General features: G+C 55.5%; 23 protein-coding genes and 1 pseudogene. 12 read left to right on the top strand and 12 right to left on the bottom strand.

Annotated elements, in window-relative coordinates:
- The 3 genes from amoC to COMA2_RS10320 all read right to left on the bottom strand — a co-directional run.
- A partial coding sequence (amoC, locus tag COMA2_RS10310; protein WP_139077255.1) for a bacterial ammonia monooxygenase, subunit AmoC occupies positions 1–786 on the bottom strand: 786 nt, incomplete at its 3' end.
- Positions 787–982: 196 nt separating this feature from the next.
- Positions 983–1630 (bottom strand): response regulator, encoded by a 648-nt coding sequence (locus COMA2_RS10315; RefSeq protein WP_090897433.1) that lies wholly within the window; start codon positions 1628–1630, stop codon positions 983–985.
- Positions 1627–2691 carry a sensor histidine kinase gene (locus COMA2_RS10320; protein ID WP_090897435.1) on the bottom strand — a complete coding sequence of 355 codons (1065 nt, stop codon included), beginning with the start codon at positions 2689–2691 and terminating at the stop codon, positions 1627–1629. Before COMA2_RS10320 ends, COMA2_RS10315 begins: the two co-directional genes overlap by 4 nt.
- A 349-nt stretch (positions 2692–3040) precedes the next feature.
- Between COMA2_RS10320 and COMA2_RS20730 the strand changes: the two are divergent.
- From COMA2_RS20730 to COMA2_RS19775, 5 genes and pseudogenes are all read left to right on the top strand, one after another.
- Positions 3041–4405, top strand: a pseudogene (locus tag COMA2_RS20730) (DUF2254 domain-containing protein).
- A gap of 471 nt (positions 4406–4876) precedes the next feature.
- On the top strand, positions 4877–6424 hold the full coding sequence (locus COMA2_RS10335) for a B12-binding domain-containing radical SAM protein (protein ID WP_245630961.1): 1548 nt from the start codon (positions 4877–4879) through the stop codon (positions 6422–6424).
- Positions 6425–6620: 196 nt separating this feature from the next.
- Positions 6621–6863: an AbrB/MazE/SpoVT family DNA-binding domain-containing protein gene (locus COMA2_RS10340; RefSeq protein ID WP_090897447.1), complete on the top strand. Its 243-nt coding sequence runs from the start codon at positions 6621–6623 to the stop codon at positions 6861–6863.
- Positions 6863–7201, top strand: a complete 339-nt coding sequence (gene mazF / locus COMA2_RS10345) for an endoribonuclease MazF (protein ID WP_090897449.1) — start codon at positions 6863–6865, stop codon at positions 7199–7201. The genes COMA2_RS10340 and mazF overlap by 1 nt, the downstream gene beginning before the upstream one ends.
- A 724-nt stretch (positions 7202–7925) precedes the next feature.
- Positions 7926–8177: a hypothetical protein gene (locus COMA2_RS19775; RefSeq protein WP_139077257.1), complete on the top strand. Its 252-nt coding sequence runs from the start codon at positions 7926–7928 to the stop codon at positions 8175–8177.
- Between the two features lie 392 nt (positions 8178–8569).
- Here the strand turns inward: COMA2_RS19775 and COMA2_RS19780 are convergent, their stop codons facing one another.
- From COMA2_RS19780 to COMA2_RS10365, 3 genes are all read right to left on the bottom strand, one after another.
- Positions 8570–8818, bottom strand: coding sequence for a hypothetical protein (locus COMA2_RS19780; protein WP_139077259.1), 249 nt, complete (start codon positions 8816–8818; stop codon positions 8570–8572).
- 1711 nt (positions 8819–10529) lie between these two features.
- Positions 10530–11471, bottom strand: coding sequence for a ParB/RepB/Spo0J family partition protein (locus COMA2_RS10360; RefSeq protein WP_090897457.1), 942 nt, complete (start codon positions 11469–11471; stop codon positions 10530–10532).
- Positions 11468–12250 (bottom strand): ParA family protein, encoded by a 783-nt coding sequence (locus tag COMA2_RS10365; RefSeq protein ID WP_090897460.1) that lies wholly within the window; start codon positions 12248–12250, stop codon positions 11468–11470. The genes COMA2_RS10360 and COMA2_RS10365 overlap by 4 nt, the downstream gene beginning before the upstream one ends.
- A gap of 631 nt (positions 12251–12881) precedes the next feature.
- Between COMA2_RS10365 and COMA2_RS10370 the strand changes: the two genes are divergently transcribed.
- A complete protein-coding gene (locus COMA2_RS10370; protein ID WP_139077261.1) occupies positions 12882–13076 on the top strand; it encodes a hypothetical protein in 195 nt (64 codons plus the stop codon).
- Between the two features lie 107 nt (positions 13077–13183).
- Here the strand turns inward: COMA2_RS10370 and COMA2_RS10375 are convergent, their stop codons facing one another.
- On the bottom strand, positions 13184–13912 hold the full coding sequence (locus tag COMA2_RS10375; protein WP_090897465.1) for an outer membrane protein: 729 nt from the start codon (positions 13910–13912) through the stop codon (positions 13184–13186).
- A gap of 758 nt (positions 13913–14670) precedes the next feature.
- Between COMA2_RS10375 and COMA2_RS19785 the strand changes: the two genes are divergently transcribed.
- The 3 genes from COMA2_RS19785 to COMA2_RS10395 all read left to right on the top strand — a co-directional run bounded on the left by COMA2_RS19785 (position 14671) and on the right by COMA2_RS10395 (position 17148).
- Positions 14671–15111 carry a hypothetical protein gene (locus COMA2_RS19785; protein WP_139077263.1) on the top strand — a complete coding sequence of 147 codons (441 nt, stop codon included), beginning with the start codon at positions 14671–14673 and terminating at the stop codon, positions 15109–15111.
- 136 nt (positions 15112–15247) lie between these two features.
- Positions 15248–15643: a translation initiation factor gene (locus COMA2_RS10385; protein ID WP_090897470.1), complete on the top strand. Its 396-nt coding sequence runs from the start codon at positions 15248–15250 to the stop codon at positions 15641–15643.
- Positions 15644–16179: 536 nt separating this feature from the next.
- Complete coding sequence (locus COMA2_RS10395; protein WP_090897474.1) at positions 16180–17148, top strand: CobW family GTP-binding protein; 969 nt, start codon at positions 16180–16182, stop codon at positions 17146–17148.
- A gap of 3 nt (positions 17149–17151) precedes the next feature.
- Here the strand turns inward: COMA2_RS10395 and COMA2_RS10400 are convergent, their stop codons facing one another.
- From COMA2_RS10400 to COMA2_RS10415, 4 genes are all read right to left on the bottom strand, one after another.
- Positions 17152–17742, bottom strand: a complete 591-nt coding sequence (locus COMA2_RS10400) for a phosphatase PAP2 family protein (protein ID WP_090897477.1) — start codon at positions 17740–17742, stop codon at positions 17152–17154.
- Positions 17743–17832: 90 nt separating this feature from the next.
- Positions 17833–18279 (bottom strand): energy transducer TonB family protein, encoded by a 447-nt coding sequence (locus COMA2_RS10405; RefSeq protein WP_175304526.1) that lies wholly within the window; start codon positions 18277–18279, stop codon positions 17833–17835.
- Between the two features lie 139 nt (positions 18280–18418).
- Positions 18419–20830 (bottom strand): TonB-dependent receptor, encoded by a 2412-nt coding sequence (locus tag COMA2_RS10410; RefSeq protein ID WP_090897478.1) that lies wholly within the window; start codon positions 20828–20830, stop codon positions 18419–18421.
- A gap of 111 nt (positions 20831–20941) precedes the next feature.
- On the bottom strand, positions 20942–21211 hold the full coding sequence (locus COMA2_RS10415; protein WP_139077265.1) for a hypothetical protein: 270 nt from the start codon (positions 21209–21211) through the stop codon (positions 20942–20944).
- Between the two features lie 232 nt (positions 21212–21443).
- Between COMA2_RS10415 and COMA2_RS10420 the strand changes: the two genes are divergently transcribed.
- The gene (locus COMA2_RS10420) at positions 21444–22505 is read left to right on the top strand and encodes a 3-deoxy-7-phosphoheptulonate synthase (protein WP_090897483.1); all 1062 of its coding nucleotides are present in this window, start codon (positions 21444–21446) and stop codon (positions 22503–22505) included.
- Between the two features lie 151 nt (positions 22506–22656).
- Complete coding sequence (locus tag COMA2_RS10425; protein ID WP_090897485.1) at positions 22657–23427, top strand: TatD family hydrolase; 771 nt, start codon at positions 22657–22659, stop codon at positions 23425–23427.
- On the opposite strand, the gene COMA2_RS10430 is transcribed toward COMA2_RS10425, so the two are convergent.
- The gene (locus tag COMA2_RS10430; RefSeq protein ID WP_175304527.1) at positions 23414–23935 is read right to left on the bottom strand and encodes an NYN domain-containing protein; all 522 of its coding nucleotides are present in this window, start codon (positions 23933–23935) and stop codon (positions 23414–23416) included. The two genes, COMA2_RS10425 and COMA2_RS10430, sit on opposite strands and share 14 nt — an antisense overlap.
- A gap of 128 nt (positions 23936–24063) precedes the next feature.
- Between COMA2_RS10430 and COMA2_RS10435 the strand changes: the two genes are divergently transcribed.
- Positions 24064–25347 carry an N-acetylmuramoyl-L-alanine amidase gene (locus tag COMA2_RS10435; protein ID WP_090897490.1) on the top strand — a complete coding sequence of 428 codons (1284 nt, stop codon included), beginning with the start codon at positions 24064–24066 and terminating at the stop codon, positions 25345–25347.
- Positions 25348–25378: the final 31 nt, after the last annotated feature.

The following is a 25378-nucleotide window of genomic DNA, read 5'->3' on the forward strand; positions in this document are numbered from 1 at the left end:
CTGACTGGGGAACGGATCCAGAATCGTCTTCGGCGCGTTGTTCCAGATCACGTCCGCCAGATTCGACATCCGGCTCACGATCTGCGCCGCGACCCCGCCCGCCGCCCCGAACAACCCGCACCAGCCCAACGTCACGAAGCCCCAGTGCAACGGCGCCGCAAACAGCTCATCCACAAACCAGAACGCATGGCCCCACTCGTTCAACCCCACGTTCGGCAGAATGAACATCGGCCCCACCACCGCCGCCACCAACGGGAACGACGTCGCTTGGCTGTACAGCGGCAACCGCGTCTGCGCATACAGATAGCTCGACACACCGCACGTGATGTACAACGGGAACGTCCCGTAGAACGCCACAATGTGGCTCGCCGTGAAGCTCGTGTCCCGGATGATCACTTGGTGCCACGCCGCATCCTGCTCCAACGTGTAGCTGCCCGCGTAGTACACGCCCCAGATGTAGCACACCAACCACCCCATCCAGTAAAAGTACCGCTTCAACTCCAGTTTCGGGTCCAGGTTCGTCAGGTTCCGGTCCCGCGTCACCCAGATCCAGCCGATCGACACGGCAAAGAACACGGCGTTCGCCAGGATGTTGAACCGCCACAGCCCCATCCATACCGAGTCGAACTCCGGCGTCATGGAGTCCAGGCCGTGCGAGTACCCAAACGTCCGCTGGTACAGCACCCAAAACACGCCGATCCCCAGCATCGCCAACCAGCCGATCTTTACCGGCTTCGAATCGTACCACTGCGAGATGTCATACCCGCGGTCACTTGATGTCGCCATAACTATTCCTCCTTTTCGTCGATACGCATCGAATACAAACCGCTGTGCTCAACTCGTATATCAACCTCCTTTCATGTGGAAACGAGCGAGTCTTTTGAGTAAATAGTTACCAGAGCGTCATGGTATGCGCCATAAGGCACGTGCCTAGGATGGATAGAGGAAATTCCACTGGGTGGAATCGGGCAAGAGGAGGAGTCTATTCGGATGCGGACGTGAGGCCGTGGGTCAAGGCGAATTTCGTCAGTTCAGCCGTCGTATGGAGGCCAAGCTGTTCCATCAGCTTCGACTTATGATACTCGACCGTCTTTGGAGAAAGGCCGAGCGTCGAGGCGATTTCCTTGAGGGTCAGTCCTTCGGCCACCAGTTGCAAAATTTCCCGCTGTCGCATCGTCAGGCGGTTCGGGTCTGTCATGGACGGCGCCGCGCCTGTCAGCGTGGACTGGACCAAGTCTTTGGCGACCAAGGACGTAATGTAGTAATTCCCGCTTGCCACGGCCTGAATCGCCTGGAGCAGTTCTGAACCGGCCGACCTTTTCAGCAGATAGCCGGATGCGCCGGCCTGAAAGGCTTGATTGACATAATCTGAGTCGGCATGCACGGTGACAAAAATCAATCGGGCTTGAGGAACGATCTTTCGCAAACGGCGCGCCGCGTCGAGGCCGTTCAGCTTCGGCATCGAGATATCCAAGACCACGATGTCCGGCCGCAATCGTTTCGCCGCCTCCAGCAACGCCCGTCCGTCCTCCACGGACCCTACAACTTCACTATGTTCTTCCAGCAGCTTTTTGAATCCTTCCCGCACCAAGGTGTGGTCATCCGCCAAGAGCACACGAGGCTTGCTCATGCGCGCTCCTGTTTGAACGGCACCCAGGCACAGATACGGGTTCCCTCGCCTCGTGTCGATTGTATGTCCAAGGTTCCGGCGACCAAGAACACGCGTTCCTTCATGCTCAACAAACCGAGGCTTCCTCGCCGACCGCTGTCGCGACTCGCGTCGAATCCCACTCCATCATCGCTGATCATCAGCTGGAGCCCGTCGCGCACTCGCCTGAGCTCAACGTGAACGTTCTTTGCCCTGGCATGGCGAGAAATGTTCGCCAAAGCTTCTTGCGCGACGCGGTACAAGCAGGTGACGACCTCTTGCGCCACGTGTTGCGGTATGTCTTTGCCTACGAACCGGGCCACGAGACCGGTGCGGGCCTGAAAGTCATCGACGAGGCGCCGGAGCGCAATGGCTAAACCCAGGTCGTCAAGAATCGATGGGTGAAACTGATAGGCCAGGCGGCGAACATTTTCGGAAAGCTCGACGATACGGTCCTGAATCGTATGCACCGTTGTGACGGTATCGACCGACGCGCTCGCGAGCTGTTGTTCCAGCATTTCGATGTCGATCGATAAGAGCGCGAGCCGTTGATTGATATCGTCATGCAGATCGCGCGAGATCCGCCGTCGCTCTTCCTCCTGGAGCCGAAGCAGTTGCGAGGCAAGCAGACGAAGATCCCGCCGGTTGGCTTCGAGCGATTGTTCGGTATCGATTCGTTTCGACACCTCGCTGACGAGCGCGTTATTGACGGCCGACAGCTCTTCGCTGCGCGCGCGCAGACGCGCCGCCCAGCCTTGATCGAGCCGTTGAAGTTCCTCTTCCCGTTCATGACGTCGTAGAAAGTACCAAATGGGCAGTACGATCAAACCCATGCTCAAGATGCGCATCGCCAACGGCGTCCATGCGGCGACCTCTTCCCTTGCCGCAGACAGCGGGTTTTCCCCCTCGAACGGCGTCTGGAGAGGAAACAGCGACAGAAAAGATCTCGCAACATCAGTGGCCAGATGGAGGATCACCAATCCCACCATCAACGCGGCAAGACTGAACGCAAACGGCTTGATTCGATTCCACGATGCAGGCATGGCTGATCCCCACCCACTCGAATTATCCTCTTTCGGGGTCGATCAAGCAAGAAGGGCCGATCATCCTCTCCGCACGGACGATCGCTAGCCAGGTTTAACCAGAGGGCGAACCGGAGTTGAGCCCGGCTCTTTCTCCCAATCCAGGATTTTCTTTCCGGTCGTGGCTCATGATGAATTTTGCTTAGTGGAGATCAATCTCGATATACTGACTCAGCTTGCACCTCTGGTTCGGCGATCATTCCTTCCATCTCCAGCGTGAGCGCCCTTGAAGCTTTGTTTGGCGCCATGGTTAATCGAGCCCGCTTCTCCTTCAACCTAGCGGGGATAGATCGGCATAGGAGGCCGCGATATGAATGTGCTTGGTCGGCGTCGGGTGTTGTGGGATCACCTTCGCAGCGCGCTGTGGGTCATGCCGACCCTGTCCGTCGTGATTTTCCTGGTGGCGGGAGCCGCGTTGTCCCACGTGCCGATCGGCGACGATTCTCCTTTGCGATGGCTGGTTTTTCAGGGCACGCCCGAGGACGCTCGTCAAATGCTTATTGTGGTGTCATCCACGATGATCACGGTGACCGGGCTGGTGTTTGCGCTGACGATTATCGCCTTGCAAATCGCCTCGAACCAGTATTCCCCACGGCTACTGCGCAATTTCATGCGTGACCGCGGTACGCAGTTTGTCTTGAGCATCTTCGTGGGCGCTTTCGCATACAGCACGGCGGGGTTACACACTGTCGGCGTCCAGAATCCCGACGAGGCGGCGTTCATGCCGCGTCTGGCCGTCTCCGGATCGCTTGGGCTGGGGCTCGCAAGCTTGGGCGTGCTTATCTACTTCATCCACCATCTTTCATCCTCGATTCAGATCGACAGGGTTATGAGCATGATCGTACGCGAGACGCTTGAGGTCATCGACGACCTCTACCCGGACCAAAGCGGCTACCAGGAATCAGAGGAGCGGTGCCCGAACCCACCCGCATGGGCCGTGCCCCTCCCCTCCGACCGTTCCGGCTACATTCAAGAAATCGACCCCGACGCGCTCGTCCAAGCTGCGACACAGAAAGATCTGGTTATCCTATTCATCAAGTCAGTGGGGCACCACGTTGTCGCCGGGACTCCGATCGCGTGGGTCTAGCACCGGTCGACCGATCACCTGCTCTCCGAGCCCGGACTAGAGGAGGCAATTCGAGACTCGGTCCAGGTCGGATTCGAGCGCACCATGCTGCAAGATGTTCCCTTCGGCATCCGCCGCTTGGTCGATATCGGGAACAAAGCCCTCTCTTCGGCAATCAATGATCCCTACACAGCGACCCAAGCCGTGCACCACTTGTCGGAAATCCTCTGCGTCCTGGCTCGTCGACGACTGGGCGATCGGCTGTACCGTGACCAACATGGCACCGTGCGTGTGGCGATTCCGTTCCCGGATCTTGTGGACTACTTGCAGCTTGGCACGGGACAAATCCGCCGGTTCGGGGCGAAGGAGCCGGCTGTCGCCCGAAGCCTGATCCAGCTCCTCAAGAATGTGTGCAGCAGCACCACGAGCGAGGATCGACGTGTGGCAGCCGCCAGGCATATCCGGTTGGTGTTGGAGGAAGCCAGACGTGAGATCACCGAGCCGGCGGATATGGAAAGCCTGCTGGCCGAAGGGGATGAGGTTCTACGCGCGTTAGAAGCGGGCCGTCCTCTGTCGGCCCGCGGCTCAACACACGATTTTATCCTGTAGAGCCCGATCCCGCGATCCGATGAATCTCTAGCCCGGACGCCTGTATCGCGTGAGAAGGAATTGGTTTCAGACCGCACTGGGTTGAGTGGTGACCGAGATAATAGCCCAGAGGTATGCGTTCTGTTCGTTCAAACCGATGCAGCAATGAACTCCTGATCTGGATTCTCCGTCCACTATTCCGCTTATCAACCATCAAGGAGGCAGCCCGACACACCGGATGCGCCGTGACATCAGGAATTGTTCGCTGCGTCGTTGACAGCGAAACTTACGCATGGTACGTTGCAATCATCAGCTCGGCTAGCCTTGTTGCTTCCTAGTTCTTTCCCGTACTCACTCCGTCAACAATCACTCCGCGTCTGATCGAGATCGAATCAAGGAGTCTGTCTGCGAGTTTTTCTCATCCACGTTCGCGATCCACAATTCTACGCTCTGCCGGCTAAAACACGCGCTGCCAACGGTAATGTTCGTGTGATGGGATTTCCTCCCATCGGTATCATGTCGCTGGCGTCGGTCATCAAGCAGGCGGGGCATGAATGCGTGATGTTCGACCAGGCCAACCCTGACACCCCGAACCAGGTTATCGTCGACCAAATTAATCGAGAGCAACCGGCGCTCGTCGGCCTCAGTTTTCTCAGCACGACCAGCTATCCCTATGCCAAGATGCTGGCGCGGGAGATTCGTGCGACCAACCGGACTGTCAAACTCGCGTTCGGCGGCGTGTTTGCCAGCCTGAACGCGTCTTTGGTGAAATTGCAATGCCCGGAAGTCGACTTTGTCTGTCGTGGAGACGGCGAGCAGTTGCTGCTCGATCTGCTGGCAAACTTCGAGAACCCCCAAGATGTCGCCAGTCTGACCTGGATGAAGAATGGACAGGTCATCCAAAATCCAAACCGCGCCATGGAACGGCAGCTCGATCAGTGGCCATTCCCGGATCGCGAAAGCCTGAAGCTCGACTATGTCGAGTCCATGCCGCTGGACGTCCCGGTCGTGCTCTCGATGGATCGGTTCACCACGATGCAAACCTCCCGGGGGTGCCCCTGGCCCTGTATTTTCTGCGACATTCCGATCTTCAACGAAGGAAAGTGGCGAGCCCGCAGCCCCCAACATGTCGTCGCGGAGATGAAGCATCTCGAAGCGCTTGGCTATAAATCCGTCGGGTTTGTCGACGATCATTTTCTGCTGCAGCCCAAGCGGATCGAGGCGATTTGTAACGGGATCATGGATGAAAAACTCACGATCCGGTGGGGCATCGAGGGGCGCGTGGATTCCGTCGCTCAACATCTCTTCCCGGCCATGGCCAAGGCCAATTGCCGCGCCATGATGTTCGGAATCGAGAGCGGCAGCCAGAGGATTCTCGATCGGTTGAAGAAGGAACAGACGCTGGACCAGGTGACGACCGCGGTGAAGAACGCGAAAAAGGCCGGTGTGGAGATCGTGCACGGATTCTTTACTGTCGGGAATCCTGACGAGACGATCGAGGACATGAACGCCACCTTCGATTTCGCATCAAGACTTCCGCTCGATACCTTTGGTTTCAATCGTCTCTGTGTCTATCGAGGCACCCCCTTGTGGCAGGAATATGTGAAACGCGGGCTGGTGAACGAAACCACGGATTGGTACAAATATTTCAAATGTTCAGAAATTGATCCGACCTGTCTCTCCGGCGAAACGATCAACCGTGTGCGACAGGCCGGGATTAAAAAGCTCTTTCTCTATAAGCTCCTCCATTACCCGCTCCAGACCTTTCAGCTCCTCCGTCGTTTCTTGCGGCACATGGCGGTGCGGGACGTGGCCTATCTTCTCCTCAAGCCGTTCATGGGCCAAAAGAAAGGAGCCACCAAAGCCGAAGTGGTGTCGCGCTTGGTCGAGCACGCCGACATGAAAGATGCGGCGGCCCAGCTGACCCAAGTGGCGGACGACATGCTCCACAATGTATTTGAAGCCTCGCGCCTCGAACGCTTGCGGATTCAGCAAGCGGCCGAAGGGTCACGCGAACTGCCGATGGTCCAAAGCAGGTAAGGCCTACGTTGGTTCCAGCTCCACCGCGCGGAGCATTTTTCTAAGTTACGGCAGGCACTCGTTATCTTCACCCAGTTGGCTGGCGATCAGCCCCCCCTTCCCCAACCAATCCACTACGCCACCTGCTTCAAGCTCTCTTGACGTCGTCCATCGTCCAGCATAGTATCTACAGTGTATCTACAGAGGAGGACGTTGCATGAAAACGACAGCGCAGAAGTGGGGTAACAGTCTGGCGATTCGAGTCCCGAAAAGTGTCGCCCTGCAAGTCGGGCTTAAAGAGCAGGATGACTTGGAAATTGAGGTGCAGGACGGCAACGTCATATTGAGGCCTCATGTCCGGCGTGTGTATCACCTCGAAGATCTCGTCAAACAGATTACTCCGAAGAACGTGCACGGCGAGGTTGAGACAGGCGCCTCGGTCGGCCGCGAGGTCTGGTGATGAAGAAGTCGGACTATGTTCCTGACCGAGGGGATATCGTATGGTTGCAATTCAACCCCCAATCCGGTCACGAACAGGCTGGACACCGGCCTGCGCTTGTGCTCTCACCCGCCAGTTATAATCGAGTCAGCGGGTTGATGCTCTGCTGCCCCATGACCAGCCACAAGAAGGGTTATCCGTTCGAAGTCGTCGTCAGCGACGATGCTTATCAAACAAGTGTGGTATTGGCAGATCAGGTCAAGAGCTTGGATTGGAAAACTCGCAAAGCCGTAAAGAAAGGGACTGCATCGTCAAACATGGTGATGGAAACGCTGAGTAAGCTCCAGACATTGCTATAGCCCTGCTAGTGCCGAGGATTGATCGCTGGATTCGGCTTCTTCACCAGGCACGTCGGCCACATAACCGACGATCGGCAAGCTGAGGTCCGACATTTGGAGGCAGATATCGAACATGAATCAGGCGATATTCAAAGAGCTGCTCACCAGTATCCGACAGGCGGAACACATTCGACGTAGCGCGTTCAAACCAAGTCTAGATGGTACATACCTCCTAGCCAATGTCAAAAGTGCCAGTGCAACTTGGGCATAATAAACTGTGTTTGCGCTGATAAGCAGCGTGAGCATGGCAATGCCACGAATTAAGTCACTACTCACGCCTGATCACTATTACGCATGGATATGGACGCTGAAAAGGCCTTTTGGGCCACGATGACTCACGGCGAAAAGCTGTTCTTCGTCGTTGCAAACGGCAATGCTGCCAGCTTTGCTTACGAGCGACTTCAATTACACCTCGAAGCCGCTCGCGTCCAAATGTCGCGAATCGAGGAAGCAATTCGGCGGTCACAGTCTGGGCCGCCCGAACCGAGCAGTGGTGCATCCCAGGTCGAAATGCGCGATTACATCCTGCATGGCTCGTCTCGGATGCGCCCTGTTCTCTCTGACGTGCATTTCTATTTTGCCGCCTGGGGCGGCTGCAGAAACATGCTCGAAACGTTGGTGGGCCAGATTGAAATGCTAGCGGCGAAGAGAGTCTTCGATGGGTACCGCAAGGAGTTCAAGCACTATGTGGCCGGTCGCAATAGCTTCGAGCACTACCATGATCGTTTTCCAGGTCGGCGCGATGCAGCCCGATCCCAACGCTGGTGCGCACCGAGTCTATTCAGGATTCCGCGAGAGCAAGTACGTTCACTCGGACATGGCGTGGGATATCTCCCGTAACAGCCTGGCATCCCTCGAACGAATCGTCGAGGAAGTGCTCATGGTTGTGGACGCAACCATTGATGAAGGCTTCTTGCACAAAGGCATGTCGGCCTAACAGGTGCTCGAATCCGGTGTTGCTCGGGTGCAATCGTGAAGCGCTGCGGCTGAAGCTCGATCTTTAGCTGGCACAGCAAGGAAGGCCACTGAAGAATGGCCGAGCCAATCTGCGCATACTGTGGAGGCAAAGCGACGACGAAGGATCACGTCGTGCCGCGTGGACTATATCCGCCCTCAAAAGTTGGCTCTCGGGTAGAGCGGATAACAGTTCCCGCCTGTTCACGATGCAATAGCGGTTGGGCAGACGAACCTCATTTCCGAACCGTCTTGGTGGGCGAAGCGAACCCCATCGTGCGAGAACTCCGGGAGGGTAAGACGCGCCGAAGTTTCTTGCAATCCGACGGTGATCGCCGGAGGCGTCACGTCGCTCAACTCCTGATGCCGGTCGAGCTAGCTGAAGGCGAAAGACACAAGATCTATCCAGCTGATGACCCTCGATTTATGCGCATCTTGAGGAAGGTCATCCGCGGACTGTGTCATCATCACGGCTTGCTGCCGGTGGTTTCCGACGACCAAGTTTGGGCTGACGTCAAGCGATACCCCATACCAAGTGAGCTCTTGGAGGAAATGACGAAAGCTCATGTGATGCCGGATATCATCGAGTATCGATTCAGCCACGTTCAAGCCGACGACATACATTCAACATGGCATCTCCTTTTCTTTGAGAGAACTCCCTTCTATGCAATTGTGTTCGAAACTGCTCAGCCAAAAGAAGCGGCCCTCACGAGTGCCAATCTAGGGGCCAGCTAACAATGCGAAAGTGGCAAAGCGCGTCCTGGTTGTCCTCGTCAGCGGTGTTGGCTTTCAACTGGTCAACACCAGTCATCCACCAGAGTTAAAACCAAAAATCGATCCGCAACGAGGGCCCACTCCAAATCACGGGTACTTCAGTAACTCTAGACAGTCATCAGTCATCGACCAGGCCAACCCAACGCGGGACAGAATGTCTGATTGCATGACTGTTTCTATTCATGGCCCATGGCCGAGACTGCCTATTCCCCCACGCCCAATAGTAAGAGCAAGCTTGGAGTGGAAGATTGGCCTAACCGTGAGCTCGGAGTCATGTTCAAATTAATTGGCGAGCTCAAAGTTTGCCACCTTGCCTTCGGTCATAATAGCCATAGCCAAGTCCGTGAGGTATTACGCGATCAAAGGTGACCGAGTGATCTGTTGGACATGTCCAACAGATCACCGATTCCTATGGATCAAGGACCCCACAGTTTTGGAAAGACCGTACGTGACATCCGAGGCTTTTAAAGTTCTGGAATCTTATGGATGATCGATCCACGAATACTGAGGTGAGGTACGAATATCAGCAGTCAGTGCTCCTTCTGGCTTCAACAGTCGAGATGAGATTTTCCGTGACATGCCTGATGGATAATTGATACGGTGGAACGTGATGCGCGAGAGAGATACGCAAGCGCCGCTTGCCCCGTACAGATCTAAGTCCGACTTCTCCCCTGAATCCATTTTCCCATCGAAAGTGCACACAGGAGATAGGCGCGCTCGCCATGAATTTCTCCAAGCGCTACAATCCAAACTTGCACCCTCGGGGCTTGGGAGATTCAATCATTCAAGACTAAGAAGACAAGTGCGTATCCAATCAGCCGACACTGCGCAAACCAACGTGGCATGATCACAACTTCGTGTGATTCAATCAGTGATCTGCATGGAGGATAGTCCGTTCTGAAGATTGAATTGATTGCACTGATCGACGATGTGAAAACTCGTCGAGACTCAGATCGGATATCGGCTCCATTATCCTACTCTCACCATTTCTTCTCAATCCTACATCCACGTGAGCAGCGATCAAATTATCCCATCATTTCATACCGACATAACAGAGCCAATCCACAGCCTATAAGCCTACCCTCTGCAGAATTGACATATCGCACTCAACGACATCATCGCGATGGCTTCCTGCACCTCGATACGCTATTGCCAGCTGAAGCCATGAAAGAGCCGATGCGTCAAAACAAGCTGAGACTGGATCAAACGTTCAAGCCGTGACGTCGTCACAACAGAGCAACAGCAAGTAAGCCACAGGATCCTATTTGCTCAAAGTACAGCCGGATCCGACTCGCGTTGAAGAGCACATGCTCTTTCTGATAGAGCGAAACACACCAGGACGTATGATATCGATGACTACGCCATGATGGATGTTGTTGGACATGTCCAACAACTGGCCACACCATCACCCTATTCGTAACTGTATTGAGATAAAGTGGCAGGAAGCGATTGACGGCGATCTGAAAGACTGATGAATAGCAAAACGACTATGATGAAATTGGCGGTTCTTGATGCCCCCTCCCCACCTGAGAGATGGAGAGGGGGAACGAACGGCAGGAAGTTACTGGAAAATAATCTGTTCAATTTGACATTGCCGAGCTGACACTTCTTCTTGCTTCCCATCCGCAAAATTGACGATCAGGTGGTTGGGCTGTTGAGGTGCATTATGCAAGTCCACGGTGCCCGATCGATCCTGAAAGATGACGATCAACGACGGCATCGTTGCCGCTGGATTGAGCGTCTTCCCCTCGCTCGCCTGCTCCACTTTCGGCGAGGCAATTTTTTGTTTATGTGGACCTCTGAGTTTTGCGGATAAGGCCGACACAGTCGCGCGCGTAATCTCTTGAGCGGCGGCACACCACCGTTCGACTTCTTTGGGAAACTCCTTATAGAGATTTCGCAAGTCGTAGAGCGTCTTGGCGGATGAACATTTCCCTGACGTGTAGATCTCATCGATGCAGGCCGGGGGATCGATAAGCGCTAAATGATTCGTGACCATGGACCGATTCACGCCAAGGAGTTCGGCAATTTGGGCCTGCTTCTCCCCCTCGTCCATCTTTCTTTTGATAAATATCGCCAGCTCACGCGGCTTCAGATCCTCCCGCTGCAAATTCTCAATGACTTGCTGATAGTCGGTATGCGACCGATCGACGAATGCTGGAATCGTGGCTTTCCCCACGGCTTTCGAAGCTCTGAGCCGTCGCGCACCGAAATTCAGAATCCATCGCTTCTGCTCCGTGGGGTGCGGACGAATGGAGATCGGCGTTTTAACGCCATGCAGCCTGATGCTATTCTCCAATTCCTCCATGCTCTCCGCGCGGAATTCTTGACGTGGCTGCCCGGGATCTTCGTCAATATCCTTGACTGGGATTTGAAGCGGACGCCCTAAAACTTCCGCTGTCACGGTCCGTTCTTTGGCGATCGGATCTGGCGCGGGAGCGGGAGCAGGAGCGGTACGGTCGAGAGCGGTGAGATCCAACGTCGCGGTCATTGGTTTTTTCATTCTGTAACCCCCATCGTATGAGCAACCTTCTGAAAGATCGGTTTGAGATGCATCCACGCATCGCGTGAACTTGTTTTTTGCAAAGTCCAAATCGGCGCCCCCATCGCCTGGGCTTCAGCCACGGCCGTGCGCGAGGGAATGGCGGCCATGCGCCCATCATCCAGTCTGATGAACAGCGACGCAAAGGCCGCGCTGAGTTGTTCCATATTAGCGCGTTGAAACGGAGTGGGCTCCACTAGATTCGGAAGAAGACCGATGAATCGAAGATCTTTGTTCAACGTGCTTTGTATCTTGAGGACCTGCGCTCGTAGCGCGGCAATGCCGTCGACGGCCTCTTGATTCAATTGAATCGGGGACAGCACAAAATCACCCACCACGAGGGACGCGAGCACGCGGATATCGGGGTTCGGATTCGTATCGATGATGGCCACATCAAACCGGTCATCCATTTCATTGAGGAACATTTTGAGATTCGTTGCAAACTGGTTGTGATCTTCTTCCCGCCGCTCGAGCTTAAGAAGATCACTATGAGACGGAATCACCACAAAGTTCCCATCCTCAATGGTGGCGACAGGATCGGTCAACAATTGATTGGCCGTGACAGCCGAGATGTTTGCCAGCTTTGACGTGATGATGTTTTTTGACGTGTTCCCCTGATGATCTAAATCAATGATCAAAACCCGTTTCTTGAGCTGTTCGACGAGAAAATACCCGAGTTGACAGGCAATCGCCGTTTTCCCCACGCCACCCTTCTGATTTGCTAAAACCAACGTTTTCATCAACAGCTCTCCTTCTTCACGGATTGGTGAATCCCACCCTCTTCAGTTGCTTCCTCTTCAGAACGATCTGTATCGCGAATCCATTGTCTGCACGACCGTCGACGGATTACTGTGGAGCACTCCTGGTTGACAGTTTCTATCACAGCTTCGGTGATTCCCAACTTCGGTAAAACTCGTTTCTTGTTCAAGGAGCTGCTGGGACTTACCTTCTCGTGAAAATTGAGCTCTACGTGAAACAACGTGCTTTCTCAAGTCTGCTTTAAAAATATCCTCCCCTCTCCATTTCTGACCGGAGCAGTATCCTAGGTAGTGAGAATTGTCAATCCTCTTCGTCCATGGAAGAGATTCAGTAATTTTCAGCTCACACCGTCAATGCGGCCCCATGACGTGGCTGATACAGTCAGCTGACAAGTCAGCCCAGTTCCTGCGGGTGTTCACCGCCCATACCATGAAGAGAGTGGCAAAGAGAGTCCAGCCGCGAACGAGAACATGATCACTGTGGATCGGCTCAGCAGAGTTTTCGGCAGGAGTACGTGAACACAGATCGGTGAGCAAACCGCCGTGCTGACACAGATAGATTCACTGTTCGGAAGTCGATCCAACCCTCTCAGTGGAAGATGATCGACGGCTTGTGACAGTCGTCAAAAAGAAAGGTGTTATCGAAACAGAAGCCATCTCGCGCCTGATCAAGCATGCCGACAGGAAAGATGCGGCAGCGCAGTTTCCCCAAATGGAAGATGGGATGCGTCGCGATGTATTTGAAACTTCGCCACTTAAACGATCGCCGATTCGTAACCAGCCAAGGAGTTATGCGGACTGGCGATGATTCAATCTTGATAGGACCTATGCGATCATTTTCAGATGTGATTGAAAAATATAAAATAATCCGCGTTGATTTTCTCCGGATCCAATAAGTTTTTTGTGCCATCGGAATCAGAAGTTCACGGAGACCCCTGCGATGACATGATGTGTGTTGTAGCTCGTCGTGAATGTTTCAGCGGCAGGAGCCGGCGTAGTATTCACATAATCCAATTTACTGGTGAAGTGAGTGAAACGATATTGCGCAAATGCCCCGATCCGTTTCGTGACCATGACGAGTACACCTCCATCGACTTTAGCGCCGACAGAAACGTCGGTGGAGCTTTGTCCGCTCGGCTGAACAAAATCGTTCTGCCCCGCGTAGGTGATGAACACCGTTGGCCCGGCGGCAATATACGGCTGCACGCGTCCATGGATGAATTGTTCGTCCCGAAGGAGCGGAATCCGCAGACGGAGCACGTCAAAACCAATTCCAAATGCCGGCAGACTCCAATGGGCGAATTGTGTGGTAGTCCCGCCGTTACTGGTCACGCCCACTTGTTGTCCTGGAGGCGTCTTGAGGTGGAAGAAGAAAAAGTCCAACCCGAATCCAAGCCAGTCCATCTTTTTATTATCCAGCCAATATCCCCCACGAGCGCCGGCCGTCCAATTATTGTGGACATCAAGCCCTTGGTAGATTGTCGCGGTTCCCAACGAACTGGTCACAGTCAGGTCCGAGTTCGGGGTCCAGACGGCCCCAGCATAAGCATCGGCATACCATTCAGCTGACCCATCCGTTGGATACACCAGAAGTCCCATCCACAACACGAGGCCAAGAATGCTGCTGGTCTTTCGAGAGATCATGATCGCACTTCCTCCTACCTATAAAATCCTCTCGGCTCCAATTACACACCGGCTGCGTTCTCCTAGCCAGTACTTTTCATTTTTTCGTCGTGGCCGAGGCTGTAAGATTTCAAGGAAGCGAGAGATTTCTGAGACTCTATCCAAGAACAAAAAACGTGGATCATGGACCGACCAAGAGAGGTACGCAGTCCTTGACATCCTCTCCTTCAGCGTATAATCAGGCACCATGTTCGGCTGAGACTTGGTCGGTGATACGGAGAGATATTGCCTGATAGATTGGGACGATGCTGAGACCATTCGAATCTATAGTCTTCGCCTTGGTCTGTTTACTGCTTGCGGGTTGCTCGCTCATCGAGCCTTCGAAAGAAGAGGCAACCTCCCGCTCACCCGTTCCCGCTCAAGCCCCGAGCGCGAACATCAGCAGCGACGGTACTTACGTGGATTCGTGCCGCGCAAAGGGTGTTCCCATTCCACCGGATTGGAAACCCACATCATCAGACTGGGAACGCCACGGCAACCTTCACACCATCCTCCTGACGCCGAACACCCTGGATCAAGCTCCTGTGGATGAGACCTCATTCGCGAGCGTCTGGTCGTACGCACCGCCTCGAGGAAGGGGCGGCTGCATTGCGCTGGGCAGGAACGGCGGATCATTTCAAATCATCTGTCAAAACGCCACAACGGGGTACGCCTGTTTCTGGAGCAATGACCCACGTTCACCCGCTACCAGCTGGACCCCTGAGACAGCCGAGGTGCAAATGACCTCGCTTCGCGATCCCGTTCAAGGATTTGCTCCCGGCACCGCACCCTGTACCGACTGCCATCGCGGGAACAACGCCTTTTTGTATGCTCCCGACGATCCGACCTGGGCCACGGTGTTGCGACCGGAACAGGAGCGTCCGACGTTCACCACTCAGGTTGAACAATCCTCGCACCATGGACAACTCACATTCGGCGCGACCACAGCCACCTATTCTCGCTTCATCCCGATCGGAGGGGAGGCCGTCGCCCTAGACAATCCGCTGCCGACAACGACTGGGTGTTCAGGGTCCTGTCACGAACTGCACCTTGCGATCTTCCAAAAGAATCGGACAGCCGAAGGCTATGTGCGGATTCCACGGCCCATGGGTCCCGACTGCGCTCGGAACTCCCCGCCGGATGATCCGACTAGGAATTGCTATCATCGAACCGGGTCATGATCCGATATGGCTGCGTGACTAAACAGGTGCCGGAAGTCCTATTCGCTCAATATTGCCAGGACGCATGGCGGTCGACCCTTGAGTTACGTTATTGAATACTCCGTCTCGGTGTAGCCTTCCCAGAAACAGACGCCACATGAAAGACAAGAGACGCCTTCCCACCGATGGTGGGCCGATCAAGTGGACAAGTCCCTTCGCAACGCTGAAGCAGGCTGAACTGCCGCCGACTTCACCCGCGCGATCTGTTTCCGGCCAAACTGACATGGTACCCGCGGTCCCCAAGAAGAACCGTGGGCGAGTGGACATCATTCGCCAGACAGCGCACCGTGGCGGGAAAACCGTCACAGTGGTCACAGGATTTGTCGGAATCGGCCAGGCGGAGAAAGCACTCCTTGCCAAGCGGATGCAGAAGGTCTGCGGGGCAGGCGGAACGGTCAAAGAGGGGAAGATCGAGATTCAAGGGGATCAGCGCGAGGCGGTCGCCCGCATTCTCATCGATGCAGGGTTTCGCCCGGTCTTCGCTGGAGGGTAATGCTCCGTTCTATCGGTGAACAATGCCTCTTGCATGAAGGAGACACATTACGGTCGAAACTCCCTTCCGCTCCTGCGTGTTGATCTGACTAGAAATTGAAGCAGCTCCCCATCGGTCGTTTTGGTCATCACACTATGAGACGCTGCCGACGACCAACGGCGCAGCCTCCATTCCTTGTACAACACGACTCCCACCGCTATCGCCGCTATCCCACCGAGCAGCCACCACATGATCATATGTCCTCCAAGATCTTCAGGCTCAATGCGCCGTTCGCATTCACTAGGCTCCACGAGCGCGTAGGATCACCGTCTAGAATCTCGACTTCCCCATGTTCGATCGTTAATGGTTCTGATCTCAGCGTCTCAGCCGAATACCGTCGGCAACCTTCCCTATCTCTTTTATCACAGTCGTACGAGATAGCATATCTTTTGATGCAGCCATGCTCAGTATTCTCCGTGCAGATTTTTCAATAGAGCGTACCCTTCATGTGCTAGACCTATCCCAGCACAATGGCTTATTGTTGATGAGAGACGAGCATGACCTTCACTCCTGTCCCCTTCTATATTCTCTGCGGCTCCCTCGGCGCCGGCAAAACCACGCTCTTGATGCGATTGCTCGAGTATTGGAAAGCCCAAGGCCGTCGGACAGGCGTGCTGATGAACGAGGCGGGGTCCGTCAGCATCGACGGCCCTCGCGCCGGAACGCTCGCCGAGCAGGTCATGAATCTGGCCGGAGGCTGTGTCTGTTGCGACACGAAAGAAGATCTTTCCTGGGGCATCGCGCAGCTGGTGCGCGATCATGGGTCAGACCTGTTGATTTTAGAATGTTCGGGGCTGGCCGATCCCGCTGAAGTAATCGATGCGGTGACTGATGCGTACACTGCACGGTTGGCGTTCCTAGAACGGGTGATCGCGCTCTTGCATCCGATCTCAACGGAAGAAAGCCATTCCAGCGCCTATGTGACGACGCAAGCCATTCGCTGCGCCGATGAACTCATCTTGAACAAGCGAGACCTCTATGTTCCAGGCCATTGGGAACGGTTCCGCGCCGGTATCCTGGAACAAAATCCCTATGCCCGTCTGTGGGAAACGTCGCATGCGCGTCTCGACGCCGCAGACCTGTTGGCTCCACATCCCTCCACGAAACCGACAGCTCCTACCAATGTGCTCTTCGGCAAGGCACCCACCTCCTCCCGCCGACGGGCGACCTATCATCCCATCGCCACGACGGTCCCGTTGCCCGGGCCTCTGAATCGCCGGCGTTTTCTCGCCTGGATCAAAACGATCCCCAAAGAACTCGAACGGGCGAAGGGTTATTTCCGATTTGACAACGAGCCGGAGCTGCAAGAATTTCAATATGCCCTGCCGGGACAGACCACGATTACACCGATCACATTGCTGGATGAGCCAACACCGGTGCTGGTGTTGATCGGACGAGGATACGATGTGGAGCGTCTGCAGACTGATCTGTTGGCGACCGTCGAGGAAGACGCGGGAACACCGTAGTTCTCACAAGCGTGCTTGAGCGTCTTCAATTGTTGCTGTCGTCGCCGCCGAAACCGGCTTGTTTCTGAATCTTGGCCATTGAAGAAGTGCCCACGCCGCTCCTCCGCCGAGCATCCCTCCGAGCACCCACCCACCGAGCACATCCGTCACATAATGAGCGCCGACATACACGCGGGCGAATCCGATGAGTCCCACGATCGGCCACGTCACCCAGCCGGACTTGGGATAGAGGACTTGCAGGAATCCCGCGATGGCGGCGGTGTTGGCCGCGTGGTTCGACGGAAAACTGAACAGTCCTCCACAGCCGCTCGGTTCGATTTTAACGGCGTCGGTCAACGCCCGGCATGGCCTGACTCGCTCAAACACCCATTTGAGCTGTCCTCCGAAAAAGTCGGCGAGTCCGACTGCCGCTCCTAACACCGGGCCTCCCAGGAACGCCTCCCGCCGGTTGACCCATATCCAATAGGCGATGGCGCAAGCCCCAGGCAGATAGAGCATGCTGCGGTTCCCGATCTGGAGGAAGAAGTGATCAGCCACTGCCGACCGGCCCGCCAAACCGTTGATGGCAAGGAAGAGAGATTCGTCCCAAGTCATCGGTCAATAGTCATTGGTCATTGAAGGGATCATTATCAGTGTTTTACTGGTTCCTGTCCAATGACCTTTGATCAATGACCAGTGGTTTTTTTATCTGGTCCGAAAATGGATCCGGACCGTCAGCTCGCCGTCCACCGGATCGTCCCCTTTCATCTGAGGGTCGAACGTCCATTTACCGAGCGCGGTGACTCCGGAGGTCGTCAGTTCACGATGCTTGCAGGGTTCCAGCACCACGACGGTCACCTTCGCGTGCTTGGACACCAAGAGGCGGGCTTTCATCCAATCATCGATTTCCTGACCATTGAGCGAAGCCGGAATGCCAGGCCAGGGCGTTGACTTGGCTACAGGGCCCAATTGTTGATCCTTATTGAGAGGCAGTCCATGGACATGCACCTCCGGCAACTCAAGCACATCTTCATGGTGATCGCTCTCATGGGTGGCCTCATCACCGACCGCCGCATAGGCCGGTGCCGTAACAAACAGCACGCAGAGCAAGACCAATACGCCCTTCACGCCCCTATGGTCTCGGTCATTCATGAGTGAACCAACTCATTGTTCATTTCTTCCTGTCGATCCCTTATACCACATACCATCAGACGCCCAACAAGGTCATCCGGCAAGGCCGCAGGAAGCCCGGCGACTGAGAACGCCGCTGGTGGCCTTGTTCGGCGTCTGGTCAAAAGAACCATTGCCCGCGGAAGAAGAAGGACCGCGGCATCCCGGCATGGGAGACACCAAGACCGATGCTGCCTTCGCCCTGATTGATGAAGTACTTTTGGTCCAACGCATTCACGATATCGAACCCGATCAAGAACTTCTGACCATGCCAGGGCAATGGAATGACATGGCTGATCGAAAAGTTATAAATCGTGTAGGTCGGGCTATGGCTCGAATTGGTCTTTGCGCCTTCCTCTGCCGCCCGCAGTCCCGACGCAAACAACACTTGACCGGTGAGGGTGGTTCGCTCGAACAACCGATAACTCAAGATCCCCGAGGCAGTCAGCGTCTGCTGATGGTCGCAATGGACGCCGCTGCGCGAATTGATATCGGCGATTTCTTCAACATGCACCAGATTATGCCCGGACTGCAAACCATACCCCTTACACTGTCCCCAGGCGATGTTGGCGCGACCCGTCAGATTCTCCATGAACCAGACCTTGAGCGCGGCATCGGCCCCCCTGGTCCATCCCCGTTCAAAGGCAATAGAGTTCAGCAAGGGAGTCGTTCCTAACTGGTGCGCGTCCGAAAGATAATTGGCGAGCTTATAATACCCCGTGAGCTGGAGGGTCGCCCAATCCGTGAGCGCATGGACGCTGCCGATTTGGAAGTAATGGGCCCGCTCGGCCCGCGGCTGATTATTGGTGATATCTTCCGGAGCCGCCTTCGTGCCCTCTGTATGCAAGCTGGCAAAGGCCACTCGCTCGAGATTCGGGGGAGTAAATAGCCTGCCGTAGTATGCGTGAAACGCGTTGGCCGAGTTGTGTCGGTATGTGACACCGACCCTGGGGCTGATTTGCCCCTCGTCGCGAAGGTACTGTACCGTGTCCGCACGGAGCCCGATGTTCAAGGTCCAATGTTCATTCGGCGTCCACTGATCTTGAATCCAGAACTCCTGTCGCCACCCGACGAGCCGGTTGTCGCCACCGGCGTTGACCATGCCTCCGGTCGGGTTTCCCGCGCCGTCATCGAGAAAGGTAAACAGTCTCGTCTTGTTGATCGCCTGGGTCCGATCAACCTGGAACCCTGCTTTGATCAAATGCTCTTTACTATGGACGAATGTGTAGTCCAACCGCACGCCACCTGAATAGCCCGTGCGATCTTGGCTTCCGGCTGAAAAGGGTTCGGCTTCATCCGGAACATAGGCGAGCACATTCAACGGATCGGTTCTAAAGGTGGCTCTCGTGTGACGAAAATACCCGGCCAAACTGAAAAAGTTTCGGGTGTTGATGTCGTGCCGCCACACAAGGTGGCCGTATTGGTTATTTTCCTTTTGATTTTCATCTATCATTTCCGATGGCACCGGCGTAAATCCTCCGGGCAACAAGCCGAGAATAGTCGGGTTCACCTCAAGTCCAGGGGACGTCGGAATCTGATATTTCGCGATGGAGTTCAAGAACAACAGGGTAATATTATTGTTATTGTCGTACTGATAGTCGCCGCGAAACATGGTCTGGTTCCGCTCGCTCTGCCCGTGAAAAATGGAGTGCCCGAGGGTCGGCGGCTCGATCCCTCGATTCGTCGCCGTATGGCTGTTCAAGAAGTAATAGCGGAACTTCTCACCGATCGTGCCTCCATACTCAAATGACGGGTTGATCGTCTTATTCGACCCGCCGAACATTTGGACCGACCCAAATCCCGGCTTCGTGCCGCTCTTCGTCGTAATGTCGATGAGCGCAGCTGTTTTATTTCCCACATTGGCTTCCATCCCGCCCAGTACGATATCGGCCCGCTCCCACGCCCGTGGCGTGATGACATCGGAAAAGGTCGAGGAGACCGCATCGGGAATCGGCACTCCATCGATCCTGAGCTGGAGATTCGCATGGTCCTGCCTGATATGAACCTGTTTCAACGATCCATAGGCCGCGCCCGGGATCGTCAGCAACACGTCGTGTAAGTCGTTGTTATTGCCTCGCGGAAGAATATCGATTTCCTTCCGGCTGAGTGAATAGGTCTCGCTGGACGCCTTGGTCTGGATGGGGGGTAATGGTGAAACGACCTCCAACGACACCTCTTTGGTCTTGGAGAGCGTCAGGGTGACAGGATTCACCGGCTCCTCGCCGAGCGTCAATACGACATATTCGCTTCGATAGGTCTCCTGCACGGCGCTGACGGAGTAGGTACCGCTCTCGGGGACGGCGACTTTGAATTCGCCGGCATCGTTCGAGAATCCGGATGACACCAGATCACCTGCTTGATTCTTCACCTCGATAGCGGCCTGCGGCACACGCCGAAGGTCCTGTTGTTGCACGACTCCCTTGATCGTCTTGGCTTGCTCGCTGTCGGCCGCCTGACTGACCGACAACATTCCCCCAACGACCGCCACCACGATCGTCACAAACGTGGCATTCAATACAGGTTTCACAAACATCAGGCTCCTCCTCACTCACGAATCCACAAGTAATCAATGAGAACAGATGGACGAGGCGTACCGAGATCGTACGTCCGTCGACCATCTTGACTGCTTGGCCTGGTGGCTCAGCTATACTTGAGGAGGGGCGCGGGAAGGACCGAGCAGAGAGGGCGCGGCCGATAGCAATACAAATTCAGAGGGAAGTTCTTGCGGTCGGACAACATCGCACACGGCAAACCGTGGAACATCGAGATCGACTGATCCGGCAATGTGATGCTGGACCCACTGACAGATATCGGTGTCCGAATGTTCATGACCATCCGAATCGGCTGCGGCCAACTCGTGGTGGACATCCTGCGCTACCGCGAAGGGGGCCAGCCCCAGGATGATGTAGATCATCCCCAACGCCATGCCTGAACGGAGGAATGACGTGAGGGCTCTTCGTCGTCTCGGAAGCATGGCCGTAGAATAGGCAACCAGTGGTCAGAATTGCAAGAACCGTGGAAATCCGTCGCCGGATGACTCAACCCAGCCCCATCAGCAACCGGTATGGACTTTTCCGGCGTAATTCGTTAGAGTAGCTCCCCTTCAAAACTAAGGCGGTTAAGACCGTTCAAGGACGTGACCATCAATGAATAGGCCGATCGACAATCAACACGTCATTGAAATCAAAGCGCTCCCCTCTCCTCGCGCCATTAAGACCAAACTCCCGATTACCGATCAGGCTGCGGCGCTCGTCGTGGAAACCAGAGAAGCCATTCGTCGCATTCTTCATGGAGAAGACCGCGACCGGCTCCTGGTCATCGTCGGTCCGTGCTCCATCCATGACCCCGATGCCGCCTATGAATATGCCGGCAAACTGAAGCCCATCGCCGATGCCTTGCGTGACCGTTTCCTCATTGTCATGCGAACCTACTTCGAAAAGCCGAGAACCACCATCGGATGGAAAGGACTCATCAACGACCCGCGTCTCGACGGCACCTGCGACATCGCCGCAGGGATGGAACTCGCGAGAGAGATTCTCCTCAGGATCAATCAATTAGGCCTTCCTTGCGGAACGGAATTGCTCGATCCCATCAGTCCTCAATACGTCGCCGACCTCATCAGTTGGGCGGCCATCGGGGCCCGCACCACGGAAAGCCAAACCCATCGTGAAATGGCCAGCGGGGTCTCCATGCCCGTTGGATTCAAGAATGGGACGGAAGGCAGTTTGCAGGTCGCCATCAACGCCATGACGTCCGCCCGCGCCCCGCACAATTTCGTCGGCATCAATGCCGACGGCCAGACTGCCATCATCAAGACCATGGGCAACCCTGATCGCCATCTCGTGCTCCGCGGCGGAGGCGGACGAACGAACTACGAAGCACAGGATGTCATCAAAGCCGAGGCCGCGGTCGCCGGAGAAGGGATCGCCCGCCCGATCATGATCGACTGTTCGCATGACAATTCCAAGAAGGATCACACTCGCCAGGGATTTGTAGCTCGCGAAGTCTTGCAGCAATTTCGGGAGGGCCGCCAGTCCATCATGGGTTTCATGCTCGAAAGCAACCTGAATCCCGGCAAACAAGCCTGGAAGGAGGGTGTCGCCCTTCAGCATGGGGTTTCTATTACTGACGCCTGTCTCGGCTGGGACGAAACCGAGCGTCTCCTGATCGAACTTGCGACGGTCCTCACCCCCAAGCCGGTCTCGTGACTTTTCACCTCTGCCGCTCATCGCCTCAGGAACAGTGATCTGTCTTCGATCGAACACGAAGCAACACCGATCTCTCGGTTAATCGCTCAATGGCAGGCCGCAACAAAAGACATAGCGGCCGCCACATCACTCCATGGTAGGATGTGCTTCGATGTTGATCGACACCCACACACATCTTGATGATGCGCGCTACAACGACGACCGGGAGGCGGTCATCGCCCGTGCGCGGGAAGCCGGAGTCGACGCGTTCGTCTCCATCGGCTGTGATCTGACGACCAGTCGAGCGGCCGTCGCGCTCACCGATCACTATCCCTTTGTGTACGCCTCCGTCGGAGTCCATCCACACGAGGTCAAGCATATCCAGCACGACTGGTATGATGAGTTCCGCAGCTTGGCCAAGAGCGGCAGAGTCGTGGCCTATGGGGAAATCGGGCTCGACTACCACTACAACCATTCCTCGCCAAAAGAACAGCGTGACCGGTTCCGCGAACAGATTCAGCTCGCCCGCGAACTCGCGCTACCCGTGATCATTCACACGAGAGAAGCGCAGGAAGATACGGTTGCCATTCTAAGGGAGGAGAACGCGTCTGAAATCGGCGGGGTCTTTCACTGCTTTTCCGGGGATGCTTGGCTGGCGAAGAAAGCCCTTGATTTGGGATTTCATCTGTCGTTTTCGGGAATCCTGACGTTTCAGAACGCGGCGGCGCTACGCGAGATCGCCAAGAATACCCCGTTGGATCGCCTGCTCATCGAAACCGATTGCCCATACCTGACGCCTGTTCCCTATCGAGGCAAACGCAATGAACCGGCGTATGTGTCACAGGTGGCGAAGCAACTCGCGGCTATTCATCCGGAACTCTCGTTGGAAGAGATTGAAAGACGAACGACCGACAATGCAACGCAGCTGTTCAAAATCGCTTGAGCCGGCGCGCGCGTTGTCGCTGGGATTTCGGCAGTTTGCGAGGATTCCCCTTCTTCTCCGATCCCCGCGTTGAGCGAACATCGGCTCCTGTATCGAGTTCTTTATATGGCATGGCGCCGCCTATGCTCGATGACACGCGCAGCTTGTCCGAAAATTCCCGCGCTGTCATGACCAAGGCCCCATGAGCTCTGGCCGCATTTACGATCTCGTGGTCGGAACTGACGACCGCGCAGTCGGTCCCGTACTCTCGCGCCAAGCGTTGGATGACTTGATCCGCCCGCTCACCCCGTTTTGAATAGATCACCTGGACTCCGGCTCGATGCTCCCGCCGTTCGGACGGCTGGCCCTGTTGCCAGCCATCGAATACGACGGTGATGACATGGCTCTTCCGGTGCCGATAGGCGGCCAACTCATGCAGCAACGCGTCGCGGGCCGATTCGAGGTCCGTCGGAAAACGTCCGGCGCCGGCCAGCACGTTATACCCGTCAATGATGAGATGCGTCGGCATATCGCACGCTATCCTGGTCGTGAGCCGACAGTCAATCCGAATTCCGCCTAGCCGACTTGGTGTATTTCTTGACAAGGCGACGGACATCTGAGAATAGTTTCCCATTGTCTTGTATCGACAAAGGGCCCATGCATAGACGAAAGCCTCGACTGCTTTCAATCAAATCCCTCACCCTCGTCTCGTTCACTGCCATCCTCTTCCTCTCCGCATATGGGCTTATGATCCAAGCCGCCTGGGCCTGGTCCTCCGATGATCAGTATCCGTTGCCGGTGCGGTCGTCGGAACAAAGCCGCGTCAAAGGAACGACCACTTCCCTTGCTCCCGTAACCGTTCGCAATTTCCGTGTGATGACAAGCCCGGAGAAGACCAGACTCGTGTTGGATCTCGATCGTCACACCACGGTCACGGAACAGCGAGCGGCCAATCCGAGTCGTGTGGTCATCGCCCTTCCCAACGCCTGGCTCAGCCAAACCGCGCAAACGAAGGCGACGAATGGGACCATCCCGTCACCCTTCATGGTCTCTCAACTGCCCTCGCACGCTGTCGCGGTATCTCTTCCGATCACGTCGTTCCGGACCTATAAGCACTTCACGCTTTCCCACCCGCCTCGCTTGGTCATTGACGTGACTCCGCACGGCACACAAGCATCTCCTTACCGGCTTGATCCACGCGAAGTCCCTCAGCGGCCGGCTCCCCCCTCCTCCCAACCCGTTACATCGCGAGCCAAGGGATACACAACCGTTGTGATCGATCCAGGCCATGGGGGGAAGGATCCGGGCGCACGGGGGCTCCAAAAAACCGAGGAGAAGGATATTACCCTCAAGGTAGGACTCCAGCTTCGTGAACTTCTGAGCAAGCAGCCCGGCATGCGCGTGTTGATGACCCGAGATCGTGATGTGTTCATTGAGTTGGAAGATCGGGCCAAGTTTGCAAACAGCAGCGAAGCCGATCTCTTCGTCTCCATCCATGTCAACTCGCACCCGTCACGCCTGGTCAAAGGAATTGAAATCTATCACTTCGGTGAGGCCAAGGATCAGCGAGCGCTTGAGGTCGCGGCGCGGGAGAACGGCACTCCCATCATCAACACCGGGGTCGGATGGGAATACCTCGTGGCGGATCTCTTAACGGCAAAGAAAATCGAGGAATCCCTGGAGCTCGCGTGGAACGCGAAAGAGGCCATGGTCTCCCAAATGAACGGCCCATACGTGGTCAACGACCATGGCGTCAAGACGGCACCCTTTTATGTCTTGAGGTTCACGAGCATGCCCAGCATCCTGGCCGAGATCGCCTACATTTCCAACCCCGACGAAGAAGATCTCCTCAGAAAACCGGCGTTCGTCCGCGATGTCGCTCAATCCCTCTACCATGGTATTGTTTCATTTCTGACCAACAATCGACCGGACATCCGATGATCGTCTCGCCCGCCTACGAGGTGTCGCCGAA

Source organism: Candidatus Nitrospira nitrificans, assembly GCF_001458775.1.
GTDB classification, from domain to species: Bacteria; Nitrospirota; Nitrospiria; order Nitrospirales; family Nitrospiraceae; genus Nitrospira_D; species Nitrospira_D nitrificans.

Excerpts from the sequence above, each read along its gene's own strand:
- COMA2_RS10340 (WP_090897447.1), top strand. The coding sequence starts at position 6,621 with ATGAAAACGACAGCGCAGAAGTGGGGTAACAGTCTGGCGATTCGAGTC.
- COMA2_RS10415 (WP_139077265.1), bottom strand. The coding sequence starts at position 21,211 with ATGATCTACATCATCCTGGGGCTGGCCCCCTTCGCGGTAGCGCAGGAT.
- COMA2_RS10375 (WP_090897465.1), bottom strand. The coding sequence starts at position 13,912 with ATGATCTCTCGAAAGACCAGCAGCATTCTTGGCCTCGTGTTGTGGATG.
- COMA2_RS10335 (WP_245630961.1), top strand. The coding sequence starts at position 4,877 with ATGGGATTTCCTCCCATCGGTATCATGTCGCTGGCGTCGGTCATCAAG.
- COMA2_RS19775 (WP_139077257.1), top strand. The coding sequence starts at position 7,926 with ATGTGGCCGGTCGCAATAGCTTCGAGCACTACCATGATCGTTTTCCAG.
- COMA2_RS10410 (WP_090897478.1), bottom strand. The coding sequence starts at position 20,830 with ATGTTTGTGAAACCTGTATTGAATGCCACGTTTGTGACGATCGTGGTG.
- COMA2_RS10360 (WP_090897457.1), bottom strand. The coding sequence starts at position 11,471 with ATGAAAAAACCAATGACCGCGACGTTGGATCTCACCGCTCTCGACCGT.
- COMA2_RS10435 (WP_090897490.1), top strand. The coding sequence starts at position 24,064 with ATGCATAGACGAAAGCCTCGACTGCTTTCAATCAAATCCCTCACCCTC.
- COMA2_RS10400 (WP_090897477.1), bottom strand. The coding sequence starts at position 17,742 with ATGACTTGGGACGAATCTCTCTTCCTTGCCATCAACGGTTTGGCGGGC.
- COMA2_RS10420 (WP_090897483.1), top strand. The coding sequence starts at position 21,444 with ATGAATAGGCCGATCGACAATCAACACGTCATTGAAATCAAAGCGCTC.
- COMA2_RS10320 (WP_090897435.1), bottom strand. The coding sequence starts at position 2,691 with ATGCCTGCATCGTGGAATCGAATCAAGCCGTTTGCGTTCAGTCTTGCC.
- COMA2_RS10430 (WP_175304527.1), bottom strand. The coding sequence starts at position 23,935 with ATGCCGACGCATCTCATCATTGACGGGTATAACGTGCTGGCCGGCGCC.
- COMA2_RS10395 (WP_090897474.1), top strand. The coding sequence starts at position 16,180 with ATGACCTTCACTCCTGTCCCCTTCTATATTCTCTGCGGCTCCCTCGGC.
- COMA2_RS10425 (WP_090897485.1), top strand. The coding sequence starts at position 22,657 with ATGTTGATCGACACCCACACACATCTTGATGATGCGCGCTACAACGAC.
- COMA2_RS19780 (WP_139077259.1), bottom strand. The coding sequence starts at position 8,818 with ATGTATGTCGTCGGCTTGAACGTGGCTGAATCGATACTCGATGATATC.
- COMA2_RS10405 (WP_175304526.1), bottom strand. The coding sequence starts at position 18,279 with ATGAATGACCGAGACCATAGGGGCGTGAAGGGCGTATTGGTCTTGCTC.
- COMA2_RS10385 (WP_090897470.1), top strand. The coding sequence starts at position 15,248 with ATGAAAGACAAGAGACGCCTTCCCACCGATGGTGGGCCGATCAAGTGG.
- mazF (WP_090897449.1), top strand. The coding sequence starts at position 6,863 with ATGAAGAAGTCGGACTATGTTCCTGACCGAGGGGATATCGTATGGTTG.
- COMA2_RS10315 (WP_090897433.1), bottom strand. The coding sequence starts at position 1,630 with ATGAGCAAGCCTCGTGTGCTCTTGGCGGATGACCACACCTTGGTGCGG.
- COMA2_RS19785 (WP_139077263.1), top strand. The coding sequence starts at position 14,671 with ATGACCTCGCTTCGCGATCCCGTTCAAGGATTTGCTCCCGGCACCGCA.
- COMA2_RS10365 (WP_090897460.1), bottom strand. The coding sequence starts at position 12,250 with ATGAAAACGTTGGTTTTAGCAAATCAGAAGGGTGGCGTGGGGAAAACG.